This window comes from Mesobacillus jeotgali, assembly GCF_002874535.1.
Taxonomy (GTDB): Bacteria; Bacillota; Bacilli; order Bacillales; family Cytobacillaceae; genus Mesobacillus; species Mesobacillus jeotgali.
Genome location: NZ_CP025025.1, coordinates 4386895 through 4411683, shown reverse-complemented (window position 1 = coordinate 4411683; position 24789 = coordinate 4386895). Strand labels below are relative to the sequence as shown.

At 42.1% G+C, this 24789-nt stretch carries 18 protein-coding genes and 1 pseudogene; 12 read left to right on the top strand and 7 right to left on the bottom strand.

Going from position 1 to position 24789, the window contains the following annotated elements; translation table 11 throughout:
• Positions 1–3 precede the first annotated feature (3 nt).
• Both CD004_RS21965 and CD004_RS21960 read left to right on the top strand, forming a co-directional pair.
• Positions 4–450: a dimethylamine monooxygenase subunit DmmA family protein gene (locus tag CD004_RS21965; RefSeq protein ID WP_102264713.1), complete on the top strand. Its 447-nt coding sequence runs from the start codon at positions 4–6 to the stop codon at positions 448–450.
• An 18-nt stretch (positions 451–468) separates the two neighbouring features.
• Positions 469–1428, top strand: a complete 960-nt coding sequence (locus CD004_RS21960) for a PDR/VanB family oxidoreductase (RefSeq protein ID WP_233434906.1) — start codon at positions 469–471, stop codon at positions 1426–1428.
• Between the two features lie 50 nt (positions 1429–1478).
• On the opposite strand, the gene CD004_RS21955 is transcribed toward CD004_RS21960, so the two are convergent.
• The 5 genes from CD004_RS21955 to CD004_RS21935 form a co-directional block, all read right to left on the bottom strand.
• Positions 1479–2708, bottom strand: a complete 1230-nt coding sequence (locus tag CD004_RS21955; protein ID WP_102264712.1) for a dicarboxylate/amino acid:cation symporter — start codon at positions 2706–2708, stop codon at positions 1479–1481.
• A 436-nt stretch (positions 2709–3144) separates the two neighbouring features.
• A complete protein-coding gene (locus CD004_RS21950) occupies positions 3145–4155 on the bottom strand; it encodes an NAD-dependent epimerase (protein ID WP_102264711.1) in 1011 nt (336 codons plus the stop codon).
• Positions 4143–5450, bottom strand: a complete 1308-nt coding sequence (locus CD004_RS21945) for a hypothetical protein (protein WP_233434905.1) — start codon at positions 5448–5450, stop codon at positions 4143–4145. The genes CD004_RS21950 and CD004_RS21945 overlap by 13 nt, the downstream gene beginning before the upstream one ends.
• Positions 5447–6517: a glycosyltransferase gene (locus CD004_RS21940; protein ID WP_102264710.1), complete on the bottom strand. Its 1071-nt coding sequence runs from the start codon at positions 6515–6517 to the stop codon at positions 5447–5449. The genes CD004_RS21945 and CD004_RS21940 overlap by 4 nt, the downstream gene beginning before the upstream one ends.
• A 200-nt stretch (positions 6518–6717) precedes the next feature.
• A complete protein-coding gene (locus tag CD004_RS21935) occupies positions 6718–7710 on the bottom strand; it encodes a DUF3231 family protein (protein ID WP_102264709.1) in 993 nt (330 codons plus the stop codon).
• Positions 7711–7896: 186 nt separating this feature from the next.
• Here CD004_RS21935 and CD004_RS24145 point away from each other — a divergent pair, with 186 nt between their 5' ends.
• The 7 genes and pseudogenes from CD004_RS24145 (at position 7897) to CD004_RS21905 (ending at position 16939) form a co-directional block, all read left to right on the top strand.
• The gene (locus CD004_RS24145) at positions 7897–8046 is read left to right on the top strand and encodes a lipoprotein (protein ID WP_170030013.1); all 150 of its coding nucleotides are present in this window, start codon (positions 7897–7899) and stop codon (positions 8044–8046) included.
• Between the two features lie 208 nt (positions 8047–8254).
• Complete coding sequence (locus tag CD004_RS21930; RefSeq protein WP_102264708.1) at positions 8255–10297, top strand: PKD domain-containing protein; 2043 nt, start codon at positions 8255–8257, stop codon at positions 10295–10297.
• A 27-nt stretch (positions 10298–10324) separates the two neighbouring features.
• Entirely contained in the window at positions 10325–10975 is a 651-nt protein-coding gene (locus tag CD004_RS24545; protein WP_102264707.1) for a collagen-like protein, read from the top strand.
• A gap of 145 nt (positions 10976–11120) precedes the next feature.
• On the top strand, positions 11121–14204 hold the full coding sequence (locus CD004_RS21920) for an efflux RND transporter permease subunit (RefSeq protein ID WP_102264706.1): 3084 nt from the start codon (positions 11121–11123) through the stop codon (positions 14202–14204).
• Positions 14205–14294: 90 nt separating this feature from the next.
• Positions 14295–14408 (top strand): annotated as a pseudogene (locus CD004_RS21915) (PhnA domain-containing protein); the annotation flags it as partial.
• Positions 14409–15152: 744 nt separating this feature from the next.
• The gene (locus tag CD004_RS21910; protein ID WP_102264705.1) at positions 15153–16331 is read left to right on the top strand and encodes a ParM/StbA family protein; all 1179 of its coding nucleotides are present in this window, start codon (positions 15153–15155) and stop codon (positions 16329–16331) included.
• A gap of 14 nt (positions 16332–16345) precedes the next feature.
• Complete coding sequence (locus CD004_RS21905) at positions 16346–16939, top strand: hypothetical protein (protein WP_102264704.1); 594 nt, start codon at positions 16346–16348, stop codon at positions 16937–16939.
• Between the two features lie 45 nt (positions 16940–16984).
• Here the strand turns inward: CD004_RS21905 and pepF are convergent, their stop codons facing one another.
• A complete protein-coding gene (gene pepF, locus CD004_RS21900; protein WP_102264703.1) occupies positions 16985–18802 on the bottom strand; it encodes an oligoendopeptidase F in 1818 nt (605 codons plus the stop codon).
• Between the two features lie 181 nt (positions 18803–18983).
• Here pepF and CD004_RS21895 point away from each other — a divergent pair, with 181 nt between their 5' ends.
• Positions 18984–20609: an ATP-binding protein gene (locus CD004_RS21895; protein WP_102264702.1), complete on the top strand. Its 1626-nt coding sequence runs from the start codon at positions 18984–18986 to the stop codon at positions 20607–20609.
• A 107-nt stretch (positions 20610–20716) separates the two neighbouring features.
• Here CD004_RS21895 and CD004_RS21890 read toward each other — a convergent pair whose 3' ends face one another.
• Positions 20717–21889, bottom strand: a complete 1173-nt coding sequence (locus CD004_RS21890) for an MFS transporter (RefSeq protein ID WP_102264701.1) — start codon at positions 21887–21889, stop codon at positions 20717–20719.
• Positions 21890–22250: 361 nt separating this feature from the next.
• Here CD004_RS21890 and CD004_RS21885 point away from each other — a divergent pair, with 361 nt between their 5' ends.
• Together CD004_RS21885 and ypfJ are read left to right on the top strand one after the other, a co-directional pair.
• Positions 22251–23378 carry an NAD(P)/FAD-dependent oxidoreductase gene (locus tag CD004_RS21885; RefSeq protein WP_102264700.1) on the top strand — a complete coding sequence of 376 codons (1128 nt, stop codon included), beginning with the start codon at positions 22251–22253 and terminating at the stop codon, positions 23376–23378.
• Between the two features lie 484 nt (positions 23379–23862).
• Entirely contained in the window at positions 23863–24711 is an 849-nt protein-coding gene (gene ypfJ, locus CD004_RS21880; protein WP_102264699.1) for a KPN_02809 family neutral zinc metallopeptidase, read from the top strand.
• Positions 24712–24789: the final 78 nt, after the last annotated feature.

Sequence of the window (24789 nt, the reverse complement as noted above, 5' to 3'; positions counted from 1 at the left end):
GATATGTTTTCCTATATGGAGGGTAAGAGGAAGTTTTTATTCTGTATGGATTCAGAAGGAGTTAGAAATCTCAATTTTCTCGTTTGCCAGGCATTGAATGAGAATGTGTTATTTGATTTTCATATTTTCCAAGAAGAGAGTGAAGAAAGTTTTGTAAACAATTGGTTCAGCAAACAGAAAATGGGGGCTTACTTATACATTTCCGGTAAAGAAGATTTTGTTAAAAGGATAAAAGACAAAGCAATAATGGCTGGATTTACTGAACATGACATGCAATCACTTATTAACGGACCTGTTAACAAGAAACTGATTTGCTGCACATGCCACGGTGTGAATGAGGTGTCGGATCAGACACATGTCGTTTGTGTTCACTGCGGCCAGGAACTGGAAGTGTCAGACCATTATTCACGCCGTTTGGATGCCTATTTAGGTTATGTAACGATCAAATAGAATAGGAGGAGCTTTTGATTGCATCAGAAATCTACCCTTGAAGTACGTGTAAAATCAATTATAAAAGAAACTGCGACAATTAAAAGATTTACCCTTCAGGCGATGAATGGATCGAAGCTGCCGCCATTCAGTGGGGGCTCTCATATCACCACACATTTGCCGAAAGCTTCGGGGGCATTGGAAAGATCTTATTCAGTTTTTAATTTATCGGAACCTGGCTCCATCGAAATAGCTGTCCGACTGGCAGAGCCTTCAACAGGTGGGTCTGAGTACTGGCACCATCATGTTTCTGAAGGGGATGTTTTGAAGGTCAGCTATCCAAAAAACCATTTCCCCTTGAGCTTTCAGGCTAAGCATCATGTTTTTTATGCAGCAGGTATTGGGATAACACCATTTTTATCGATGATGTCTGAACTTAGCGCAAAAAAACAATCCTTTGAGCTTCATTATGCAGCAAAGTCAAAAGAGCAATGCGCATTTTTTGATTTCCTGAGCCAGACCTACCCTGGACAGTGCCATTTTTATTTTTCTGAGGGTGAGAATAGGCAACGTTTGTCAGCAAAGCTGCTTATGGATCATCGAATCGGCACACATGTTTATTTTTGCGGGCCGGAAAAAATGATCCAGGAATTCACGATTGCAGCCAAAAGCTATGGCTATCCTGAGTTCAATGTCCATTATGAAAGGTTCGCACCTCCTGAGAAAAAGGATGCAGTCCCGTTCTGGATTACTCTGAAGCAGAGTGGGAAACAATTTGAAGTGCCTGAAGAAAGTTCACTGCTGGATGTCCTTCACCAGAATGGAATTGATATCCCATTTTCCTGCAGAGTTGGCGGTTGCGGTACATGTGAAGTGAAGGTAGCAGAAGGAGAAATTGACCATTATGATGCCTTCCTGACGGATGAACAGCGGGACTCCAATCGAACAATGCTGAGCTGTGTTTCACGGGGCAAGGGAAATGTGCTGCTTGATTTATAATTGGTCAAAAAAGGCCGCATCTAAGGGCAGATGCGGTCTTTTTGTCTTTATTAACCAGCCATTTCAGCTTTCTTTTCAGATTGATCGACAACTGCTGCACCAACGACGTCTCCGACTACATTTGATGCTGTACCGGCCATTCCGATAATCGCATCAACGCCGGCTATCAGTGCAACGACTTCTAGCGGCAGGTCAAACATCGTCAGCACGACGGACAGGGTCACAAGCCCAGCGGCTGGTATGCCTGCTGTGCCAATCGAAAGGAGTGTGCCAATAAGAATGATGGTAATGAAGTCAGTCAGTGAGAAAGAGATACCAGTTACATTGGCAGCAAAGACAATCGAGGCACCCATCCGAAGTGCTCCGCCATCAGAATTGAAGACAGCTCCCAAAGGTAAACTAAAATTCACCATTCTCTCGCTGATGCCTGCCTTCTTCGCACTTTCAATTGCCACTGGCAATGAGGCAATGCTGCTGGAAGTAAAAAACGCTGTCGTATAGGCATCCTTTGTGTTAGCATAAAAGCTTTTGACCGGGATCTTGAATAGTTTCAATGTGCCGCTGTAAACAAAGATCCAAAGAATGATTACCCCGATATAAAATACTGCTGTAAACTCCAATAGGGAAGTTAATGTATCCCAACCTTGTGTGCCAAATGTGGAAGCACTTATCGCAAAAATACCGATTGGAGCGTAGAGGAGGATACCCTTCAAAATTCTGAAGAACAACTCATTCGATGCTTCGAAAAATGTTTGCAGCTGGGTTCCGTAGTGTTGGACTTTTTCCTCATTAGCAAATCTCATCCCCGAAATCGTAAAGCCAATGATGATTGCCAGGAACAGGATGGCCATTAAGTTTCCCGATGTAAAAGCCGAGAAGAAATTATCTGGAACAATATTAAAAATCACGTCTGAAATGGAAGGTGTTGCAGGCTTCTCAATCTCCGCATTAGGTAATGAAAGAGAACTTCCTGGATTGATCCACAGCGCAAGGCCGAGGCCAATCAAGACGGCAGCTGCCGTTGTCGCTCCATAATAAAGCACCAGTTTCCCGCCGGTCCTGCCTAGCTGCGCAGGATTCATTTGATTGACTGCGAGAACAACTGTCAGGAAAACAACGGGAGTAGCGATGAGATTAAGCAGTTTTATTAACAGTGTTCCAAAAGGTTTGAAAATCTCCGCTTCCGCGCCTAATAAAATACCAGCTAATATACCAAGTACAAAGCCGACTGTCATTTTTAAAATAAATGAAGAATTTTTGTATGTATGCCAAATTTTCAATTTCTAGTTTCCCCTCATTTTCATAAAATTGTTTTTAACTTAAAACCAGTGATTATGTACAAAAAAACTACACTTAATAATAAATTACACTTGTTAACTGAAACAGACAATAGCGGAATTGGAAAGGTGCCAAATGAGATGATGAAAGTTTAATATGGAATTGGAATTTGTAAAAGAGGTAAGATCAAAACCTGACGAAAATTTGTGGTTGTTATCAAGGTTTATTAAAGGACAAGTTTTACTAGGGTATTGAACTCCCTAAGGGTGATTGGGTTATGGCTGTATACGTAGAACAAGCAGGCGTTACAGAGTACAAAGCTTATCTAGTAACAAAAGAATAAATGATTAAAAGGATTCCAGTTGGTTCTTAAACCATTGGAATCCTTTTTCGGTTATTGACATTGACCAACCATGTTGCTGTTTATAACAATTGCAATCATTTTTTCTGGTGATATTCCTTATACCAATTAACAAAAGATTCTAGCCCTTTTTCTAACGCTGTAGAAGGAGAGAAGCCTGCATCCTTCTGAAGATCAGTTATATCAGCATAAGTTGTTTTCACGTCACCTGGCTGCATTGGCAAAAATACCATTTTTGCTTTTTTGCCGATTTTTTCTTCGAGGATTTGAATGAAATCGAGGAGTTTCACTGGGTTATTGTTGCCGATATTATAGATTTTAAAAGGAGCATAGCTGGAGCTGGGGTCTGGTTTTTCCCGATTCCATCCGTCCTGTTGTTTGGGAGGTTGATGGAGGAGCTTTACGATTCCTTCGACGATATCGTCAATGTAGGTAAAGTCTCTGCTCATATCTCCATGATTGAATACTTTTATTGGATTGCCTTCAATAATATCCCTTGTAAATGAATAATAGGCCATATCAGGTCTTCCCCATGGGCCATATACTGTAAAGAACCTCAGCCCTGTTGTGGGAATATCGTATAGATGGCTATACGTATGTGCCATTAATTCATTAGCCTTCTTGGAGGCAGCATACAAGCTTACAGGGTGGTCGACTGGATCTTTTTCTGAGAAGGGGATTTTTGTGTTTGCCCCATATACGGAGCTGGAAGAGGCGTAAATCAAGTGTTCTACCGGAAAATGTCTGCATGCCTCTAAAATATTCAGAAATCCCTGCAGGTTTGAATGTACATAAGAATGTGGATGCGTTAAGCTATATCGCACTCCTGCCTGAGCAGCTAAATGGATGACGATATCGATTGAATGGTTTTTGAAGACGGAAAGTAACTCCTCTTGATTTGCCAAATCTATTTTGTAAAAAGTAAAATTTGCGTTTGTTTCTAGGAGTTTTAACCTTTCCTTTTTTAGAGCGACATCATAATATTCATTTAGGTTATCAATACCAATCACGTGATAACCCAATGATAATAATCGTTTTGACAGATGAAACCCTATAAATCCAGCTGCACCTGTTACTACAAGACCCATCTTCTTCTATCCTTTAACGGGTTTCGATATTGTTCTCTAAACCAGCTCATTCTGCTCTTTCCTGCAGGATACAACGCTTTTTTCATTGATCGCGCCTCTTCTGCTGCAACCTCTTCAATAATTTCCTGATTAATCTCAGAGAGAGGGATTGGCTCTTTCGTCCAGTTAGCATGAGTTTTAGGGTCCAATGCTCTTACCTGTTCAAGGAATGACTCCAGGTAACCCCTTTCATGAAGGTTTTGGAACAATTCCAGAGGACGGTCCTGTACCCGCGTAAAAGAATAAACGTGATCGACAAATTTGAATCCTTGATTGGTCAGGAAAATATGCCTTAACGGTGCATCGATTTGTTTGAATCCGGATTTTTTCATCACAGTTAAAATGTCTAATAGTCGCTTTGTTATTTCTTCGGAAAGGCTATCTTGCTTCTTTAGGTACTGGTTTAGATTAGCGCCTCTTAAATATTCCATGACAATATAATTCTGACCTGTTTCATAGACCTTTGGAATAAAGGGTAAATCCTGGTTGGATAATAAAACCTCTTTTTCTTGTTTACAATGATCTGGTTTGCCATAAATCTTTACACATTTGTCTTCACTTATTCGATAAACCGCACCTTGATGTCCCTTGCCAATTAGTGGCTGAGATACAGCGCTGTCGACCTTGACACCTTTTCCGGAACCGCCTGATGTGACAGGAATATTTCTATAATCAAGACTGTTATTAGCGAAATACTCTTCCCATGTTTTAAAGGTATCGGGCTCCAGTTTTTTGACTCGGGATAAAAAAGAATCCTTTAATAAAATAATATTCAAATCTCTTAATAGTTTAAGAGGAACAGGATGTTGCCGTTTGAAGGCGTTGACGTGATCGACTACTTTTAATTCTTCATTTTCCAGGACAAAAATATGCCGCAGTGGTGCATCGATCATTGTAAAATTTGCTTTTTTCATAGCATTTAGCATAGAAAGTAGTTTTTTTGTGATCGATTCCGGGATATAAGTGCAGTTTCGCAGATATTCCTTCAATGTAGGAGCGTTAAAGTATTCCATTACGACAAAATTGGACCCTGTTTCATATAGTCTTGGGAAAAAGGATAAATGTTGGCCGGCTTTCAGTGCTTCTGCCTCCATCTTCGCCTGCAGCTGGTCTGTATAGATTTTTACGCATTTTTCTTCAGATAACTTAAATACAGCCCCCTGAGAACCCATTCCAATCAGTGGATAGTTAGTTGGGTTATCAATTAGTAAGGTTTTTATGCCTTTGGTAACTTTAATGGATTTAAATTCCTTCATTTACTTTTCCCTCCCAACAAATCATCGTAATATTTTGCCTGTAAACGAAGTTGTTTCTCTACATCAAAGTATTGTTCAACTTTTTGTCGTGCGGCGCTAGTATAAGATGACCAATGCCTCCTGTTGTTCAGCATATATTCAAGTCCAGCTGCCAGTTCATTGACATTGTTTTCCTGTACGAGAACCCCTTCTTTATTATGGGTGATCAATTCAGGGATGCCCGCATGATAGGTAGAGACTACCGGGACTCCTAATGCCATGGCCTCTTTCAAGGTATTTGGTATTCCTTCGACGTCTCCATTGGCGGCCTCAAGGCTTGCAGCACAGAACAAATCGGCATTCATCATATACTCCTGTACTTGCTCTTTTGGGAGATGATTTAATAGGCGGAATGAGTCACCTAAGTTTAGTTGATTGGCTAAAGAGAGAAGTTCCTCCTGGAGTTCTCCTCTTCCAATGATGGTCAACGTGGAATTAGGTAAGCGGTCTTTAATTTTTCGGAAGGCTTGCATCAAGACATGATGGCCCTTTTTTTCTACCAATCTGCCTACGGAAAGAATATTCTGTCCTGATCCTTGAACATCTGGAGCTCTGTAATGGTATTTTTTTAAATCAACTCCTCCGTAAAGGACCTTGATTTTTTCTGGTGGGCAGCCCCAGGATATCATCCTGTCAGCTAAGTAATGGCAAACAGGATAGAATTGGTCTCCTTTTTCAAAGAGCATTTTCATATGTTCCAAATAGGCAACGGGCTGATCAGCAAGGGTTGCATCACGGCCTCTAATGCTCGTTACCAGCGGAAGTTTTGTTTTTTCCTTGAAAGGGAGCAGCAGTATGCCCAGTTGTCCATGATGGGCATGTAAAAGAGAAACATTGTTTTCCTTAATGAATTTCTTTTCGGAATAAATTTCACTGAGATAGTGTACCTTTTCATTCAGTAGAGACAGGTCAGTCATGTACTTCGGCTGGCGCACTAAATGGATATAATCGTAACCAGGGATTTCTCGTATCTGAGGGATATATTGGGTGGGGTCAACCCTCAAGTTTAAGTGAATAACAGTTTGCAATAATACCTTCTCCTTTCGATAAACGCACCTGTTCGTACATAGTTTATGAAAGAAAGGAAAAAGCACTTGGACATATAGGAAAAGATTTAAGAGAAAAACGCGGAATTTTATTTCTAGGTGACTTTTAAGGGGAAAAAAGTTCTATGGGTTATGCAAAAATAAAAAGAAATAGGCAGGTTCGATTAACCTGCCTATTTCTTCTATAGTTTTCGATCGAACACTTGAGGAGGCTGTTCAAGCCATTTCTCTGTTATCGTCAAGAGCAATCCTTTTCCGTAAAACTTCTTCATTTGATTTGAAATCACAGTGAATTTTGTTACGATATCTGTTCTCAGGCTTGAGGTCATTGCCTGGTTGATCATGATGAAACAGAACATCCCTAAGCAGGTATTCACAAAAAACAGCATCAGCTTATCCGAAAATGGCGACTCTTTCGTATCTAATATATTGTAATCCCCTGATGCTGATATAGGGATGTTCTCCTTTTCCAAGACCTCTTGCAGTGAATATAAAACTTTTTCTAACGCAACTGTACCTTTGCTGAAATGTTGTTTCACATTCTTATCGGAAGCAAGTTTGCTGAAAGTTACAAGAATCATTTTAGAAAAACGTGCCCGATGGATGATTCTGGATAAATTCGCGATTTCAGCTGCATTCACAGGCCTTGATCCACCGAATAGGCCATTGAGGTATTTCATTTCATCAACCAGATCGATTGTATGGTCCATTGCTATCTGAGGTGACTTCAAAAAGACGCCTTGTGACAGCATCAATTCAGTGATTTCATTTTGCATTTGTATGGTGAATTCTATAGCATTTTGAAAAAAATTCCGGACATCCTTCCTGGTGCAATCGGGAAAGGCAGCTGGGTATGTACTCAATGACAGCATCGTTATATCATGACAAATATATAAGATGAAGGTATCAGAAAACACTTTATCAGCGTCCAGCCTGACATCTTTTTCGGTAAAACCTAAAGGAATTGTCAGGTTTTCTTTTATGAATATGTCTTTAAGATCTTCAAGGCTCTTTTGTGAGTACTCCACCATTTTCCCAACAATATTTTTAACCTCGGGACCCTCTGCAGTTGCATTAAAATATTGAAAGAATCTTAGTTCCATACTGCTTTTCAAGTATGAAGACCAGATATTTGATATCTCTGTTGAAGTAAGTTCTACGTTTGCTCCACTCATGCGACGAGTCACTCCTTTGTTACTATTGTTCAACTTTTAATGAGATTTATTACAATAAATATAATTATTATCAGGATTTTACATTTGTTTTGTGCTTCTCTTTAGAAAGGGGACACTAATTTTACGAATAAGCTTACATAGAAAAATAAAGCATAGGAAAAACTTCAACAAAAGGAGGTATGAAAGATGAAAAAGCTATTGTTTATGTTTTTATTTGCCATTTCCATGTTCACTGTGACAGGCTGCGGCAATGACGCACCGCCTGAGGAAGGGGAACAGCTGGAAGATGTAGAAGAGGAAGATGAAATTGGTGATGGCGAGATTGATGATGAATAAGACATCGATATGAACTGAAAGAATCTGGTGTACTTGAAGTTAAATATAGAAAATACGAGGCCAACAGCTGCATAGCTGTTGGCTTTTCTTATTATCAACCCGTTAGGTATAAGCCGAGTCCGATTTTTGATCATTGAATAAAATACTTCAAGGTCTATTAGGCCAGAAGTACCGATATAGACCATTTTTTTATGAAAGGAGAATTTACTTGGAAGTTGGTCCAATTAATGCTCTAAATGGATTTCCGGTTTGGTATAAAGATGAGAATGGGCTGAGGCTGCAGCTGAATACAGATACAAATGACCCGTTTTCCGGTCTTACACCAGCAGAACTGCCTAATCCCGGACAACCAGTTTCCTTTCCTGATAATTTTCCGAGCGAGGCATTTTATTTTGCCGCTGAAGCAGAGATGGAAACAGGAACAGGTGAGCGGGCACGATTAGTTTTAGCAATTGAGGCAGCCTTTGCAAATGAAGTACCGGCCGAGGGAGATCAGATGGTGTTTGGTCGGGTGCGGATTCGTGTGCCAGGCTTGCAGCCTGGGGCAGAGTATACGGTTACTCACCCGTATGGTGTGGGTACATTTATTGCTGAACCAGATGGCGAAGGCTCCGGGGAAATAAATTTCACAGAAGATATCGGAGTATGTCCCCTTGAATTTGAACAAGTATTCAACAGTCGGGTACATCCTTTTTTACAATGGGATTCAAGTGTGCCGCCAGCAGCACCGGCAGGATATATCGGGGATCCAAATGTGTTGCATCCAGTGACAGGAAGTCCATTTACAGACCGATTTGGTGAGCGGCAAAATATTTTCAGGATTGAGGGGCCAGGAATCGGGATTGGTTCTCCTGATCGTTCAACATCTCCAGGATTAAACCCAGACAATGCAATAGAGACTAGGAATTTTTCATTATTAGGCAAAATATCCCCTATCTCAGGTGTTGATGTGACGAGAACAACCTATACCCAAACAGATGCTGCAGGCGGTTTTATTGATGTGTTTGCTAGTTCAGACACAACTCCGCAACAAATTGAGGTGAGCGGATCTGGTATTCTACCTACTGTTCTGCAGGGCGGAACGGGACTCTATTTCGGACGTGTTGCATTTAATGGAAGTACTCCTCCTGGAACGATTACGGTGACGAACGTTAGTGATAATCATCCTGCCTCCGTAAAGCAATCTGTTCCTGTGGATTTTATAACAGCTACAGCTAACTATGACACAGATACGAAAACTTTGATAGTAGATGCCGTTTCAAGTGATTCATTTAATCCGAATGTCGACATGACTGTAAAGGATTTTGGGATTGGGGTTTTGGATGTGCCTGCTGACGGTCCGTTGATTGTGAATTTGACCAATCTGCCTCCTGAACTCGTGATTCAATCTTCAGCAGGAGGAGAAGCAAGCGTCCCGGTCATTATTAATGGATCACCTGATGCGCCTATTGGAGTCGTTGCTAACGCCGGCATCGATCAGACCGTAATGATAGGTTCTCAGGTCAACCTGAATGGAAATGGCTCAACTGGACCGATCACTGCTTATAATTGGGTGCAGACTGCCGGTGAACCGGTTATATTGGAGAATCCAAATACAGTCGCACCATCCTTTATTGCACCTGGTACGACAGGTACTCTTACGTTCGAACTAACAGTCCAAGGTGAGGGAGGACCTTCCTCAGATACGGTCGACGTTGTCGTTGTGGAGACAACTGATGCACCAGTTGCCAATGCCGGCCAGGATCAGACTGTCCAGCAAGGCACACTCGTTACATTGAATGGAAGCGCAACTGGAGATGTAACAAGCTTCAACTGGGAACAAGCTTCAGGTCCTTCTGTCCAGATCCTCGATGCAGATACTGCAAATGCTAATTTTATCGCACCCAAGCAATTAACCACACTTACATTTGATCTCACTGTCAGCGGTCCTGGAGGAAGTTCCATTGATTCTGTTCAAGTTACGACTCTTACAGACAACCTAACAATCACACGGGCTGAATATAGAATTGGGGACTCCGAATGGCGTATTTCTGGAACCACAGATGTACCGGGTCCAGGGGTAACCATCTCCATTTTTATCGGAAACACATTGAATGGCATAGTCCTGGCACAGGTAGAAGCTAACGCGCTTGGGCAATGGGAATACCGGGTCGAACCTTCTGCTTTCCAGCCTGATGAAACACGTTCTATATCCGTTCAATCAAGCTCAGGCGGAGCGATAATCAATATTCCTGTTACCATCCGACAATAAAAAAGTTATGTGAGAGGTGAAAAGAAGATGCGGTATTGTTCAAAATGCAACAAATGGTACTGTCGGTGCAATCATGGAAGAGGACCACTGGTTCCAGGCTGTGAGCAAGGCCCGCCTGGCCCTAAGGGAGATCGTGGCAAACAAGGTCCTCCAGGCCCAAAAGGAGACCCGGGAGAACCAGGTGCTCAAGGAATTCAAGGTCTAAAAGGAGACCCGGGTGATCCAGGCCCACAAGGATTGCAAGGTCCAAAAGGAAATCCTGGAGAGCGGGGCCCGGCTGGTCCAGCTGGTATGCTAAGCACGAGCTTCGGTTTCGGCTATACACCATCTGCCAGTACTATAAGCGGTAATGTCAGACTGACAGTTGCGGGTCCTTTACAGGACTTCGAGTTGACAGCGGATGGGTTAAAAGCATTAACATCCGGTATTTTCATCATCACATATAAGGTGGATGTAATGACGGATGGAGAATCAACGAAGGCTGCAAAATTCCAGCTATTGGTCAATGATTCTATTTTAATTGGATCGTCCAACACCGAGGCTAGCAGTCCGGCAAATTTACAGTCAACACAACTGTTTTCCTTACGAGAAAACGATGTCGTAAAGCTTGTTGCGGATGTTCCATCTGGATTAAGCTACTCTTTCCCTGCATTGCAAATAATCAAGGTAGGAGAATAATCTTCTGGAGCAAAGATTCAATCTTTGCTCTTCTTTGTGTGTCTTAACTTAACCTGCTTTAATATGCATCAACTTCATTGACAAATGACCAGTCAGTCAGTAAGATTATTATGGTCAATAAAGTCATTTTGAGGTAGGTGCAATAGTGAAGAATTTAGTCAATTTTGTACTTGGAAATAAACTGGCCGTATGGCTGCTAACGATTATCATCACGGTATCCGGGATATATTCTGGTACACGGATGAACATGGAGACCATCCCGAATATTTCAATCCCATACTTGATGGTTATGGATGTTTATCCTGGGGCGACTCCTGAAAAAGTAATGGAGGATGTCTCGATCCCGATCGAGAAAGCGGTAGAGGGTCTTGAAGACGTTAAATATGTCTATTCGAATTCATACTCCAATATGTCGAGTATCCAGGTAGAGTATGAGTACGGCATTGATATGGATGAGGCCAAACGTGCTTTGCAATCGGCGTTGGATGCGGTCAAGTTGCCGGAGGGAGCTCAGGAACCGACCATCACAGCGATCAGCATGAATATGATGCCGGTTGCGGCACTGAGTGTCAGCAGTTCAACTGAGGATATTGTGGAGCTTACATCGACCGTCGAAGAAATCATTCTTCCGAAAATCGATAAAATCGATGGTGTTGCTTCTGTCACCATGACTGGTCAGCATATCGAAGAAGTTAATTTAACGTACGATGAAGCAAAACTTGCGCAATTTGGATTAACGGAAACGAATGTAAAGGAAATGATCCAAGCCAGCAATCTGGGCGTTTCATTAGGCCTTTTTGAGTTCAAAGAAGGAGAGCAGGCTGTTGCCGTCGATGGAAAATTCACAACTACAGATGAATTGAAAAATATGCTGATTCCTGTCACACCATCGGCAGCCAATCCATCACCTTTTGTAAAACTTAGCGAACTTGCCGAGATTGAGCTTGTCGGTAAAGTTCAATCCATTTCTCGTACAAACGGTGAAGACGCTATTGCCTTGCAGATTGTTAAGGAGCAGCAAGCGAATACCGTTGATGTAGTTAATGCTGTAAAAGATTTAGTAGAAGAAGAAGAGGATAAAATTGATGGCTTGGTCATTGAGGTATCGCTTGACCAGGGAGAGCCAATTGAAGAATCTGTTTTTACGATGATTGAAAAAGCTTTATTTGGAGGATTAATCGCGATTCTGGTTATCCTGCTTTTCCTGCGTGACTTCAAATCTACGATTATATCAATTGTCTCGATTCCAGTTTCGATTTTTATGGCATTGCTGCTATTGAACTGGATGGAGATCACGCTTAATATCATGACACTCGGCGCGATTACTGTAGCGATTGGCCGTGTTATTGATGACTCGATTGTCGTCGTGGAAAATATTTATCGCCGCCTGCATCTAAAAGAAGAGAGATTAACAGGCCGGGCCCTTGTACGTGAAGCGACAATTGAAATGTTCAAACCAATCCTGTCGTCCACACTTGTGACGGTTGCTGTATTTGCACCGTTGATCTTCGTAGGCGGGATGGTAGGGGAATTATTCACTCCATTTGCCCTGACGATGACATTTGCGCTCGGTGCTTCATTGATTGTAGCGATTACAATCGTACCAGCATTATCTCACTTTTTATTCAGGAAGAAGTTATATGGTGAAAAGTCTGAAAGCAGCCATAAGGAAGTTGGTAAGCTGGCCAATTGGTATAAAGGTGTCCTGGATAAGTCGCTTAATCATAAGATCATTACTTCACTCATCGCTGTTGTCCTGCTTGTCGGAAGTCTTGCACTGACTCCAATTATTGGCTTCAGCTTCATGGGCAGTGAAGAAGATAAAGTGATGTATTTGACTTACACACCTAAAGCGGGTGAGCTTAAGGCTGAAACAATTGAAAATGTAGCTGAAGTAGAAGAAGAGATGCTAAAACGCGACGATATTGACATCGTTCAAGTATCTATAAACGAGGAAGCCGATCAGATGACGGCCATGATGGGTGGAGGTGCAGGAGGAGCATTAATGTACCTGATCTTTGACCCTGAGATGGAGAACTTCTCAGAGGTAAGGGATGAACTGGAGGAGTATGTCTTTAACATTGGCCACAGCGGCGAATGGAAGAGCCAGAACTTCGGCGGAATGTCGATGCCTGAGAATGAAATCAGCTATACCTTGTACAGTGAGGATTTAGGCAAGTTAAACGAAACAGTCAAGATGGTAGAAAAAGAAATGAATGCAGTTGATGGCTTGAAGGATGTATCCTCCAGTGCGGAAGATGCTTATGTAGAATACACCTTCAAGGTTGAACAGGATGAATTGCTGCAATACGGATTGACAGCAGGACAAATAGTGATGATGCTCAATCCGAACAAGTCGAAAGAGATCTTGACGACGGTCGAAAAAGATGGAGATTCACTCGATGTTATTGTGCAGCAGGAGCAAGCAGAACAGCCTGAATCAATCGATGATATTCTTGCTACTGAAGTACAAACAGCGCTGGGTACCACTTTGCCATTGTCTGAATTAGTAAGTGTAGAAGAAGGCACAACGCTGAATACCCTTGCCCGCAGCAAAGGCCAGTATTATGCTTCTGTATCAGGAACTGTCGTAAGCAAGGATATTTCAAAGGCAGCTGCTGATGCTGAAAAAGCAATCGATGAACTAGATCTGCCTAAAGGCGTGGAAGTTGGCGTAGCAGGTGTCCAGGCAGATATGACGGAAACATTCACCCAGCTTGGCGTAGCGATGTTTGCTGCGATTGCAATCGTCTACTTCATCCTGGTCGTTACCTTCCGTGAAGGTGTTGCACCATTTGCGATACTATTCTCGCTTCCATTCGCAGTCATTGGTTCATTTGTCGGACTGCTTATTGCAGGTGAAACCATCTCTGTCTCTGTCATGATGGGTCTGTTGATGCTGATTGGTATAGTCGTAACGAATGCCATCGTACTTGTAGACCGGATCATTCACATGGAACGAGAAGGACTGACGATGCGTGAAGCGGTCCTTGAGGCAGGAGCTACACGTTTACGTCCAATCCTGATGACAGCAATCGCCACTGTGGGTGCCTTGATTCCACTAGCTATTGGATCTGGCGGAGGCGGACTGATTTCCAAAGGTCTGGCTATCACTGTCATTGGTGGTTTAACCAGTTCGACATTATTAACCCTGATTATCGTACCGATTGTTTATGAAGTTCTATCTAAAATGTTCAAGAAGAACCGTAAGGATATTGTAGAAAACTAAGAAAATGCCCTGGTGGATGACTGGTCGTCCTGCCAGGGCGTTTTTTATGAATTAATATTTTTCGGTGCTTCCATTCACAACAGGAGTAATATCGGGACTAAGGCTAAAAATATCCGTTTAGTTGATGGTGACCATGATATTGAGTGTAAACTTGAAGGATTTGGAGCGATGAAGCTCAAGTCTGAATTTGTAAAAAAAATATAGAACTATTATGGCCAGGCGTTTTGCCTGGCTTTTGTTTCGCTCTCTTCTTCCTCTTTCGCCACGATTCGACTGCTTCCTACTCTACCATCAGATAGGGGAGGGGAGTTGATTTTATTTAGTGTCATGAACGTTGCTTTTCTTGTTAGACGGCCCCATCGAAAAAATTGGTTCTTGTAGTCCTAAGTTGACGTGCACAGTTCCTTATGCTTTTTATAGAAAAACTACTAATATTACGCCTTATCCAATTCCCGATCCAATTCCTTTTCAGCATTCCCACCAATACCTCAATTGATTATTGTTAACTCCTGCAAATATCCATTTTTCTTTCATAGTTATTTTTTATTCGAGGACTCCTTTATAGTTATAACTGCAAAAAACTTACTAGTAATGGAGGTAGGGGAGGGGAGATATGCGAAGGATAACTAGGAATTAATTGAAAATAAGAGAATCAAAAACTGAAGTATACAAATATGTAAACATGTATACATAATGTAAACGTAATGTATACAATCCCGTTTACAAGTATACAAAGTTGTAAACATGACGTTAAATCAACATGTATACAACTTTGTATTCATTGTGTACAATTATGTATACAAATGAAGTGGGGTTTACAGACTGTTTACATGTTTACATTTATATTTCTTTTTACTCGATTTTCTTGCAGTATCTATTATTTACCTTTACCTTTAAAATAGTAAGGGAGTATACATAAACTTAGATTATTGAAAAGGAATGATAGAAATGACGACGAAATCTAGAATTGCAGCTGTTGATGTTGGTAACGATTCTATTAAAGCTATTTTTGGAGAATTTGATAATGAGTTGAACATCCCTAATATCGTTGCAAGGGACACAGAAGATCGTCCTGTAATCGGTATTGAGGAGCTTGATACGAAGGATCCTCTTGATGGAATTCATATTCGTGTCCACTCCCCTGCCCTGAAGGATAATAATGCTATTTATCGTGTCGGCAATCTGGCGACTAAAAGTGATAATGCTACTGAACTTGATCCTGGAAGCAGCAAGTCCGAGGAAGATCAGACATTGATTATGTTGTTTGCCACTCTTGCATTAGATGCAGTCAACGAAGATAATGCAAAGGTTTTTCCGAAAAGCAAGAATGTCATTGATGCGAATTATACGCTGGGTACTGGCCTTCCGCTTCGTGAAGTCAAGGAAGGAAAAGATGCTGGCTACCGTTCTAAGCTTGTAGGATCTGTACACCAGGTAGAATTCCTTGTTACCCCTAAATACCAGGGTCTGAAAGTTAATATCAAATTTGATGAAGTGAAGGTTTACCCTGAAGGCTTCGCAGCTTATATCAATCTAGTCATGGACAACAGCCTGAAAATCATCAATAAAGACCTTATTGACAGAAGAATCCTTATCCAGGATATCGGCGGCCTATCAACAGATATCGCTGTCATCAAGAACCGCAATGTCGATGATGATAAGGCACAGGGCTTCAATCTCGGTGTTTCTGAGGCATTAGAGCAAATCAGGGAAGAAATCCGCAGCAAGCATGGCGTGGAGTTGGACAGCCGAACAGATGTTGTAGAAATCATCACGCGCAAGAATGATCGCAACCACATCATGGTAAAGGGAAGCCGTACGAGCGTCCACGATATCACTGACCGTATCCTTCTCGAACTGGCTAAAAAGCAATACCGCCTGCTTCGCAATGTCTGGGCCAAGAATTCACAGACTGAAATTTGCTATTTTGTCGGCGGCGGCGCGACGGTTCTAAAAGAATATATTAAAACATTAAACAATAATCTTGATGGCTATAACATTGAATTCTTCGAGGATGAAAAAGAGAGCATCTGGATGATGGCAAATGCTTACTATAAGCTCATCATGGATTATGTGAAGAAATCAGAGAAGAGCAGCAAAGCTGCTTCTGAACCTGTTAAAAGCTAAAATAAGGTGATTTTATGAAAAAAACCAACCCAAATGAGATTAAGAGAGGACAGGCACTATCGTTCCGGATCCCATCTGATACACCAGACCATATCTTGAGACATCTTCAAAAATTAAAAGAAACCGAGAGAAGAAATTTCTCGAGCAAGATTGCTGATTTTGTCTTGCAGGGTGTGGGGAATTCATATTCCAGGGAACGCGAAACGATTACTATCCCTCTCCCGCGCAATCTCAGCAAATCGCAACGGGATTGGATCAAGCATGAGCATTCAGAAGCTTTGCTGGGCAATATCGTGTATCATCTGCTGACAGACCCAATACGGGCAACGGCACTGCTTGCATCTTTGAACAGTAAGTCAACAGAAATAGATGAAGCCCTGTACCTTCAGGAAGAGGAAATGGATTTCCCACCGATTATTGCAGCAGAGGATTCACCGATAATTGAAGAGACTGCTTCAACGACTGAAAACGATTCAATGGATGATGACCTTGATTCATTTGTCTGGGAGTCAATTGAGCAAGCTGACAAAACAGAAGAGGCAACCGAAGAGAAGGAAGAGGATTTGGACGATCTTCTTGGAGATTTCCTTGCAAAAATGAATAAATAACCAGAAAGAACCCATGGGTGCAACACAGCCCATGGGTTCTTTAATTTATTGATAAGATTGCTCTAATTCGTCAATCAATGAGCCTACATATGAAACAGCTTTTCGAACTGGTTCCGGTGTTGACATATCCAGTCCCGCATGCTTCAGCAACTCAAGCGGCTTCATGGTGCCGCCCGCGCGGAGCACCTCAAGCCAGCGGTCTACAGCAGGCTGGCCTTCTTCCTGGATCAGCTGTGATACGGCCGTCGATGCGGTCAAACCTGCAGAGTAGGTGTATGGATACAAGCCCATGTAGTAGTGAGGCTGGCGCATCCAAGTCAAGCCGGCTCCTTCATCGATTTCCACTGTATCCCCCCAGAAGCCTTTTAGGACGTCAGTTTTGATGTCAGTAAGTGTTTTTGCTGTCAGGGCTTTGCCGGCTTCAGCATGAGCGTATACACGACGCTGGTATTCTGCCTCAAGCAGATGAGTGACAAAGTTATGATAGTACGTTCCTAATAGCTGCAGAATGACCCAGCGACTCATTTGCGCATCATCTTTATTTTTTTCGAGAAGATGCTGGGCGAGAAGCATTTCATTCATCGTAGATGGAGCCTCGATGAAATACATTGAAGGGCGGACGTTCATGATGCGCTGGTTTTGGTTCGCCAGGAAAAAATGTCCGGCATGGCCGAACTCATGGGCAAGCGTGAAGCAGCCGCGCATATTGTCTGCCCATGTAATCAGGATATATGGATGTGATCCATATGGGCTTGAGCAGAATGCTCCTGTTGATTTGCCGACATTATCTGCAAGGTCCACCCATCTCTCTTCAAAGCCTTTTTCAATCATGGCTGTATAATCAGGGCCCATTACTTTTAAAGATTCTGTAATGACCTCGCGAGCCTCCTCATAAGTGATTTCCGGGTCAAATTCCGGGTCAAATGGAGCCTTCAAGTCACAGAACATCATTTTGTCCAGGCCTAATACCTTTTTCTTTAATTCAGCAAAGCGTCGCATATGCGGTGCCAGTTCTTTATAGATGATATCGATTTGGTTGTGGTACATCTCCGGTGTTACCTGCTGTGATTCAAGAAGCATATGTGTAACTGATTCATAATTTCGCAGCTTTGCAAGAGTAACCTGTTTTTTAACCTCAGTTGCATAGGTTGCTGCGATCGTATTTTGATATTGTTTTAGTGTCGAGACAAAGGATCCATATGCTTTTCTGCGCACATATGTGTCTGGAGAAAATTCATAGCGGCTCTCGAATAATGCGAAAGAGACTGGGAGTTCATTTCCCTCTTCATCCTGTATTGAAGAAAACTGCATGTCGGCAAGCTTAGCCATTCCATAAACATTGTAAGGAGCAGAATGGACTTCTCCAAGCGCAGCTAGTACTTCTTCTGTTTCAGGCGATAACTTATGCTCCTTCGTTTCCAGAAGCTCTGTTAGGCTCTTTCTGAAGGGTTCAAGGCGAGGCTCTTCCTGAAGGAACTCTTCGACTTTTCCATCCTCCAATTCCAGTATTTCAGATGAAATAAATGATAGAGCAGACAAAGCTCGAGTACCACTGGCTGCTATCTTAGCTGAATTTGCCTGATTCACTGGGTCGGTACCATCAGCAGATTGCTTCAAGTTTGCGTATGTACGGACTTTGACCAACTTTTTCGTTAATTCTTCCTGAGCAGTAAGGCATTCCAGCAAGGCCTTTGAACCTGTATGTAAGCTACCTTTAAAGTCTTTGAATTTTTTGACGTCATCTTCAATCTCTTTCAATGCCGTTTCCCATTCTTGGTCAGATTGGAATAAATCATCCAGATTCCAAGTCAAATCAACAGGGACTTCAGAACGGACAAGGCGCTTTTCAATCGTTTTAGTCAAATTTATCTCCTCCTTTTATAAGTTAATATTACTACGATATTCGAAGTAATTTAAGTTAAAGTTTAATTATTTAAAAAATTTTAAAAATAATAAAGGATTAATTGTATTAAATACTATGGAAAAGGTGTTTTCTCTGGTTTATGATAATTAATAAATTGCAATTTTTTTAGGTGGGAGCCAGTTGATTCTAATAGATTACATCATAAACCTCTCTATGCTTTCTTTATTGGTCAGTACCCCTTTAGTAATCCGTTCTTATTTGAATCTTAAGCCACTCAAGCAGCTGCGGATTTGGGCAGGAATATATGCGGGAATTGTTTCCTCCGTGCTCGTTAGCTTATCTTTCCAGGATCAAGGATATTCATATGATATCCGTTACGCTGTTATTATTTTGGTCTTTGCTTATCTTGGGCCAGGCCCAGGCATGATTGCCAGCAGCTTTGCATTGGCGTCCAGGTTAATGATATCTGAAAACTGGTTTCCGGCAATAGTTGGCTGGTTAATAGTCATGACCGTTTTAATTGTAATTCACAAATTTACCACACATTTTAAACCAGTCAGACGATACATAATTTTACTGTGTTCTTACATAGTCACTTATATTATTACTGTACCGATCGTTTTAAACGTAATTAGAGACAATCCAGTTTTTCACCTCCAATATTTACTGTTTGTTTCAATAGGAGTTCTTTTTGGTGGTATATTAATAGAATCATATGAAAAGTTATATAGAATCATCCAGGAACGAAAGCGGATGGAGCAGACGCTTGAGGAAAGTGAATCAAAGTATCGTCTCATAGCTGAGAATACATCAGATCTCATCATGGTAATGGATAAAGAGCACTCAATCAGTTACTTCTCTCCTTCTCATGAGCTGGCGTTGGGATACAAGGTTCCAGAGCTTGAAGAAATAGAATTATGTAAGTTGATTCATCCGTCTGACGTTGTGAATTTCAGGGAAACAATAGCAAAGATCATAAAAAATAAAGAATCACTGCCAGTAGAGTTCCGCTTCCAGCATATTAATGGAAAATGGATTGATTTTGAATCCCGCTGCATGCCTGTTATGGATGAGTCTCAAACAATCGAGCACATTGTTATAATAAGCCGGGATATTTCAGAGCGCAAAAAAGCGGAAGAAATTCTTTTGCAATCCGAAAAGCTATCGATTGTGGGGGAATTGGCAGCAGGTGTAGCCCATGAAATACGGAATCCTCTTACGACAATAAAGGGATTTGTCCAACTGTATCGACAAGATAACAGTTCGAATGAAATTAACAACCTGCTTCTAAGCGAACTAGAAAGAATCGAAACAATCACAAGTGAAATGCTTTCTTTAGGAAAGCCGCAGGCCATCCAGCTTAACAGGGCCAACCTGTGTGATTTGATCGATCATACAGTCGAATTCTTATCCCCGCAAGCGAATATGAAAAATATACAATTCAGCCGAAGTTATCTGGGTACAGATTTCTTCATAACTTGTGAGAAAAACCAGATTAAGCAGGTGATCCTGAATATTTTTAAGAATGCTATGGAGGCCATGCCGAACGGCGGAAATATTGATATAAAACTGCAAAAAGGGATAGATGGTGAATGTATTATTTCTGTTCAAGATGAAGGTTGCGGAATTCCGGAAGAATTACTTCCACGCTTAGGAGAGCCATTTTACACATTGAAGGAGAAAGGGACGGGGCTTGGGTTGATGATTTGCCATAAGATCATTAAACAGCACAATGGTACGATTTCCTATCATAGTAAGCTAAACAATGGGACCTTAGTTGAAATAAAACTACCCTTAACGAATTAAGCAGGTGGAATAACAGTAAATAAAAGGAGGATGGCGAATAAGCCATCCTCCTGTTTGTAAGAAAAAAACCATAAAATCAATTCAATTGTCCAGCTTGAGCGCTTTCTTTATTGGTCTAACGAATGGGATGTTTTTGTTCGTGCTTGATAGAATTGGTATAGAATCAGGGCAACCATTGATAAAACAATCCCCGAAATATATGGCATTCCAATAGCGATCGAGAACAGCCATCCGCCTAATGGAGGTCCAATGATCCTGCCGAGTGAATCGAAGGAAGAAAGCAATCCAGTTGTCCCGCCATGCCCTGTTGTCGACTTTTTAGTCAGTAATGACGATACACTTGGGCGAATCAACCCATTTCCTATTCCAAAAATCGTCAGGAACAACGCGGCGGTCCCAAAACCTTCTGTCAGGAGAATCAATCCAAAGCCTGCCGCAGAAATGATGATGCCCAGCTGGATGACCACACCCTCGCCAAGCTTTTTAGTCAATCTGCCGACTAATCCACCTTGTACGACAGCACCTGCAAGTCCCATGATCATGAAAATATATCCTAATTCCACGGATCCAAGCCCTGCTTTTTCAGCAGCAAAATAAGCAAATGTTGCCTCCAGTCCGGCCAAAGAAAGTGAAACGAACAATTGAAGCAGGAACAGCATGGAAAGTGGTCCATTCAAAGCTTTCAGTAATGAAGTTTTCTCCTTATCCTGATTGCTTCGCTGTTCAGCTGAAAGCGACTCTTTTAATACAAAAGTAACGAATAAGAATGTAACCAATGAAGTTGCTCCTGCAAGATAAAAAGGTGTATTCAGGCTTGATTGAGAGAAAACACCGCCGATTGCCGGACCAAAAATAAATCCAAGTCCAACTGAAGCGCCGATGATTCCCATGCCCTTTCCGCGATCTTCCTCAGATGTGATATCCGCTACATAGGCCATGACAGTTGGCATATTAGCCGACGACAAGAAACCTCCGATGATTCTGGCAGCAAACAGCATCCAAAGCTCTGTGGAAAGTGCCATCAAGAAGAAGGAAAGGGACAGACCCAGTATTCCGATCATGATGACAGGCTTCCTGCCAATCCTGTCGGAAATACGACCCCACATTGGAGCAAATAAGAACTGCATCAAGGAGTAGACCGCCATCAATAAACCTAATTGAGTAGGTGTTGCCCCGATTTCTTCTGCGTAAAAAGGGATGACCGGAATGATGATTCCAAAGCCGACCATTACGAGAAACATGACTAAAAATAAAATAGGCAAAGCCTTTTTGGTATTCATCTTTATTTTCACTCCATTATTTCAACAGTATCATTGCTGTATGTACACAATAATAAAAATTATATCAGAAACCCCAGAGGTATAGCGAAGATTACTTTTCGAGAGTGGAAACTTTCTTTCAACTATCTAATGGCTTAGCATATGGATTTTTGAGTTATATAATTCAAAAGTTAGATTTTTGCAGGAAGATTATTTAATTACTTCTAGGCATCAGCAAAGAATTTAATAAAATCTCTAGTACTGCGTTAAGGCTATTAAAGTTTGAATGAGGAGGAGATCGCAAAAGGGTATACCCTTCTTTGAGTCTGTCGATAAACTTCTGTAAAATGAAATCAAGAATCTTTTATGAAAAGGTGTAATTATGAAAAAATATGTAGTCATTGGCGCAGGAATATTAGGCGCTTCCACTGCCTATCACTTAGCAAAGCAAGGTAAGAATGTAACGATCATTGACCGTGGAGAACCAGGGCAAGCGACAGATGCAGCAGCTGGAATTATTTGTCCCTGGCTGACTCAGCGCAGGAATAAGGCCTGGTATTTCCTTGCAAAGAATGGGGCGGCTTTTTACCCGTCATTGATTAAGCAGCTTGAAGAGGACGGCGAGTTGGAAACAGGTTATCAGCGCGTAGGTGCCATCAGCCTCCATCATGATCAGGGAAAACTTATGAAAATGGAAGAAAGAGCGACTAAGAGACGAGAAGATGCACCTGAAATAGGTGAAATCAGGCAGCTGGATCATCATGAAACAAATGGACTTTTCCCATCATTATCGAAAGAGTATTCTTCTGTATATGTAAGCGGTGGGGCCCGGGTAAATGGACGGTTACTTCGAGATGCTCTTCTGAATGCTTCGCAAAAACATGGAGCTTCCATGGTAAAGGGAGATGCCCAATTAGAGTGGTCTAACGGGAAAGTGACAGGTGTTAAAGCAGGAGATACGAGATATGAAGCTGACAGCATCATCATAACCGCTGGGGCATGGGCACCTGAGTTGCTGAAACCGCTGGGAATGCAACTCAGCATCTCTCCTCAAAAAGCGCAAATCATCCATCTTATGCTTGAGGATAAAGAGACCGGCAGCTGGCCAGTCGTCATGCCGCCGAATAACCAGTACATTCTTGCGTTTGATGAAGGAAGGGTGGTTATCGGGGCAACACATGAAGATGAGAAGGGATTTGACTCCCGCCCGACTCTTGGGGGCATGCATGAAATCATCGATAAAGGATTAACGGTCGCTCCGGGTCTGGCTGATGCAACCTATCTCGAAACAAAAGTGGGATTCCGCCCGGTTGCACCGAATTTCCTTCCGATTATTGGTGCCGTTCCAGGCTTTGATAACCTATACATGGCAAATGGACTGGGCGCTTCGGGTCTAACAGTCGGACCATATCTTGGAGCCCAGCTCGCCAAACTGGCAGCAGGCGAAGACGTCGAACTAGACCTCGAGCAGTACGATGTCTCAGGAGCCATCAGCGATAATATTTCCTAGGCAATGAAAAAAGCAAGCAGGAGAACCTTTGAATGAAGGTGCTTTGCTTGCTTTTTTGTGTGTTGGAGGACTGTATTCAGCCCCTGTATTGCCTGAAATAAGCTGAAAAGTAGGGATAAGGTAAAAGGACCGGCTCTGCGTTGCCTGAAATGAGCTGGAAAGTAGGAAAAGTGTAAAAGGACCGGCTCTGCAATGCCCGAAATGAGCTGAAAAGTATGAATAATGTAAAAGGGAAGACCCTGCATTACCCGAAATGAAAGCGTAAGGCTAAGAAAAAGGCAATGAATGCTTTTGATTGATTCCAAATGTGCAAGTGTATTGAAAGCGGGTAATGACCGTACGCTACTAGGTAAAAGCAGTAATTGACTTACCAAAAAAATATTCACAGAAAGGCAAATATATCGCTTATATGCGGGTATAACACTAAGGACATCCATAAAATTTTTTATCAGTGTTTAGTATATAGCAGGAAGGAGCCAACATCATGCAGTGGAAAGGCAGAAGAGCAAGCAGCAATGTGGAAGATAGAAGAGGGATGGGCGGCGGAGGCATGCTCATGGGCGGCGGCCTAGGCGGCATCATCCTATTAGTGATCATGACATTCCTTGGCGGAGGCGATATGGGGGATGTCGTCAACAATATGACTAATGGCGGGAACCAGTCTCCTGCTCCTTATGAGCAGACAGCAGAAGAAGAGGAGCTTGCCCAATTTGTTTCAGTGGTCCTTGCTGACACAGAGGAAGTATGGACAAAGGTATTCGCGGAAGAAGGAATGGAATATCAGGAACCAACCCTTGTTTTATACTCAGGAAGTGTCCAGTCTGCCTGTGGAATGGCGGGCTCGCAGGTAGGACCGTTTTATTGTCCGGGTGATCAAAAACTCTATATTGATCTTAGTTTCTACGATGAGCTTCAAACAAAGTTCCAGGCACCTGGTGATTTTGCAATGGCTTATGTTGTCGCGCATGAAGTAGGCCACCATGTTCAGACTTTACTGGGAACGACAGATAAACTGAATTCACTGCGTGGTCGTCTGGACCAGACAGAATTCAATAAATATCAAGTCCGTTTTGAGCTGCAAGCCGATTATTTAGCAGGCGTATGGGCTCATCATGCCCAGGGAATGGGTGTCGTCGAAGAAGGAGACCTTGAGGAAGCAATGAATGCGGCCAGTGCGGTCGGGGATGACACGATCCAGAAGCGGTCCCAGGGCTATGTCGTTCCGGAAAGTTTCACCCACGGTACGTCAGAACAAAGGAAAAGCTGGTTCCAAAAAGGTTATAAAGCTGGGAATCTTGAGCAAGGCGATACGTTTAACACAAGAGAATTTTAGGTACAGATAAGCATAGACCTTTTTTGGTCGATGCCATCAAGTCAACATTTGTGGGTGGCACTAACTTATGGAGTTTAA

Bases quoted from the DNA above. Each gene is read 5' to 3' on its own strand.
- CD004_RS21965 (WP_102264713.1), top strand. From the start codon at position 4: ATGTTTTCCTATATGGAGGGTAAGAGGAAGTTTTTATTCTGTATGGAT.
- CD004_RS21950 (WP_102264711.1), bottom strand. From the start codon at position 4,155: ATGGGTCTTGTAGTAACAGGTGCAGCTGGATTTATAGGGTTTCATCTG.
- CD004_RS21945 (WP_233434905.1), bottom strand. From the start codon at position 5,450: ATGAAGGAATTTAAATCCATTAAAGTTACCAAAGGCATAAAAACCTTA.
- CD004_RS21935 (WP_102264709.1), bottom strand. From the start codon at position 7,710: ATGAGTGGAGCAAACGTAGAACTTACTTCAACAGAGATATCAAATATC.
- CD004_RS24145 (WP_170030013.1), top strand. From the start codon at position 7,897: ATGAAAAAGCTATTGTTTATGTTTTTATTTGCCATTTCCATGTTCACT.
- CD004_RS24545 (WP_102264707.1), top strand. From the start codon at position 10,325: ATGCGGTATTGTTCAAAATGCAACAAATGGTACTGTCGGTGCAATCAT.
- CD004_RS21910 (WP_102264705.1), top strand. From the start codon at position 15,153: ATGACGACGAAATCTAGAATTGCAGCTGTTGATGTTGGTAACGATTCT.
- CD004_RS21905 (WP_102264704.1), top strand. From the start codon at position 16,346: ATGAAAAAAACCAACCCAAATGAGATTAAGAGAGGACAGGCACTATCG.
- CD004_RS21890 (WP_102264701.1), bottom strand. From the start codon at position 21,889: ATGAATACCAAAAAGGCTTTGCCTATTTTATTTTTAGTCATGTTTCTC.
- CD004_RS21885 (WP_102264700.1), top strand. From the start codon at position 22,251: ATGAAAAAATATGTAGTCATTGGCGCAGGAATATTAGGCGCTTCCACT.
- ypfJ (WP_102264699.1), top strand. From the start codon at position 23,863: ATGCAGTGGAAAGGCAGAAGAGCAAGCAGCAATGTGGAAGATAGAAGA.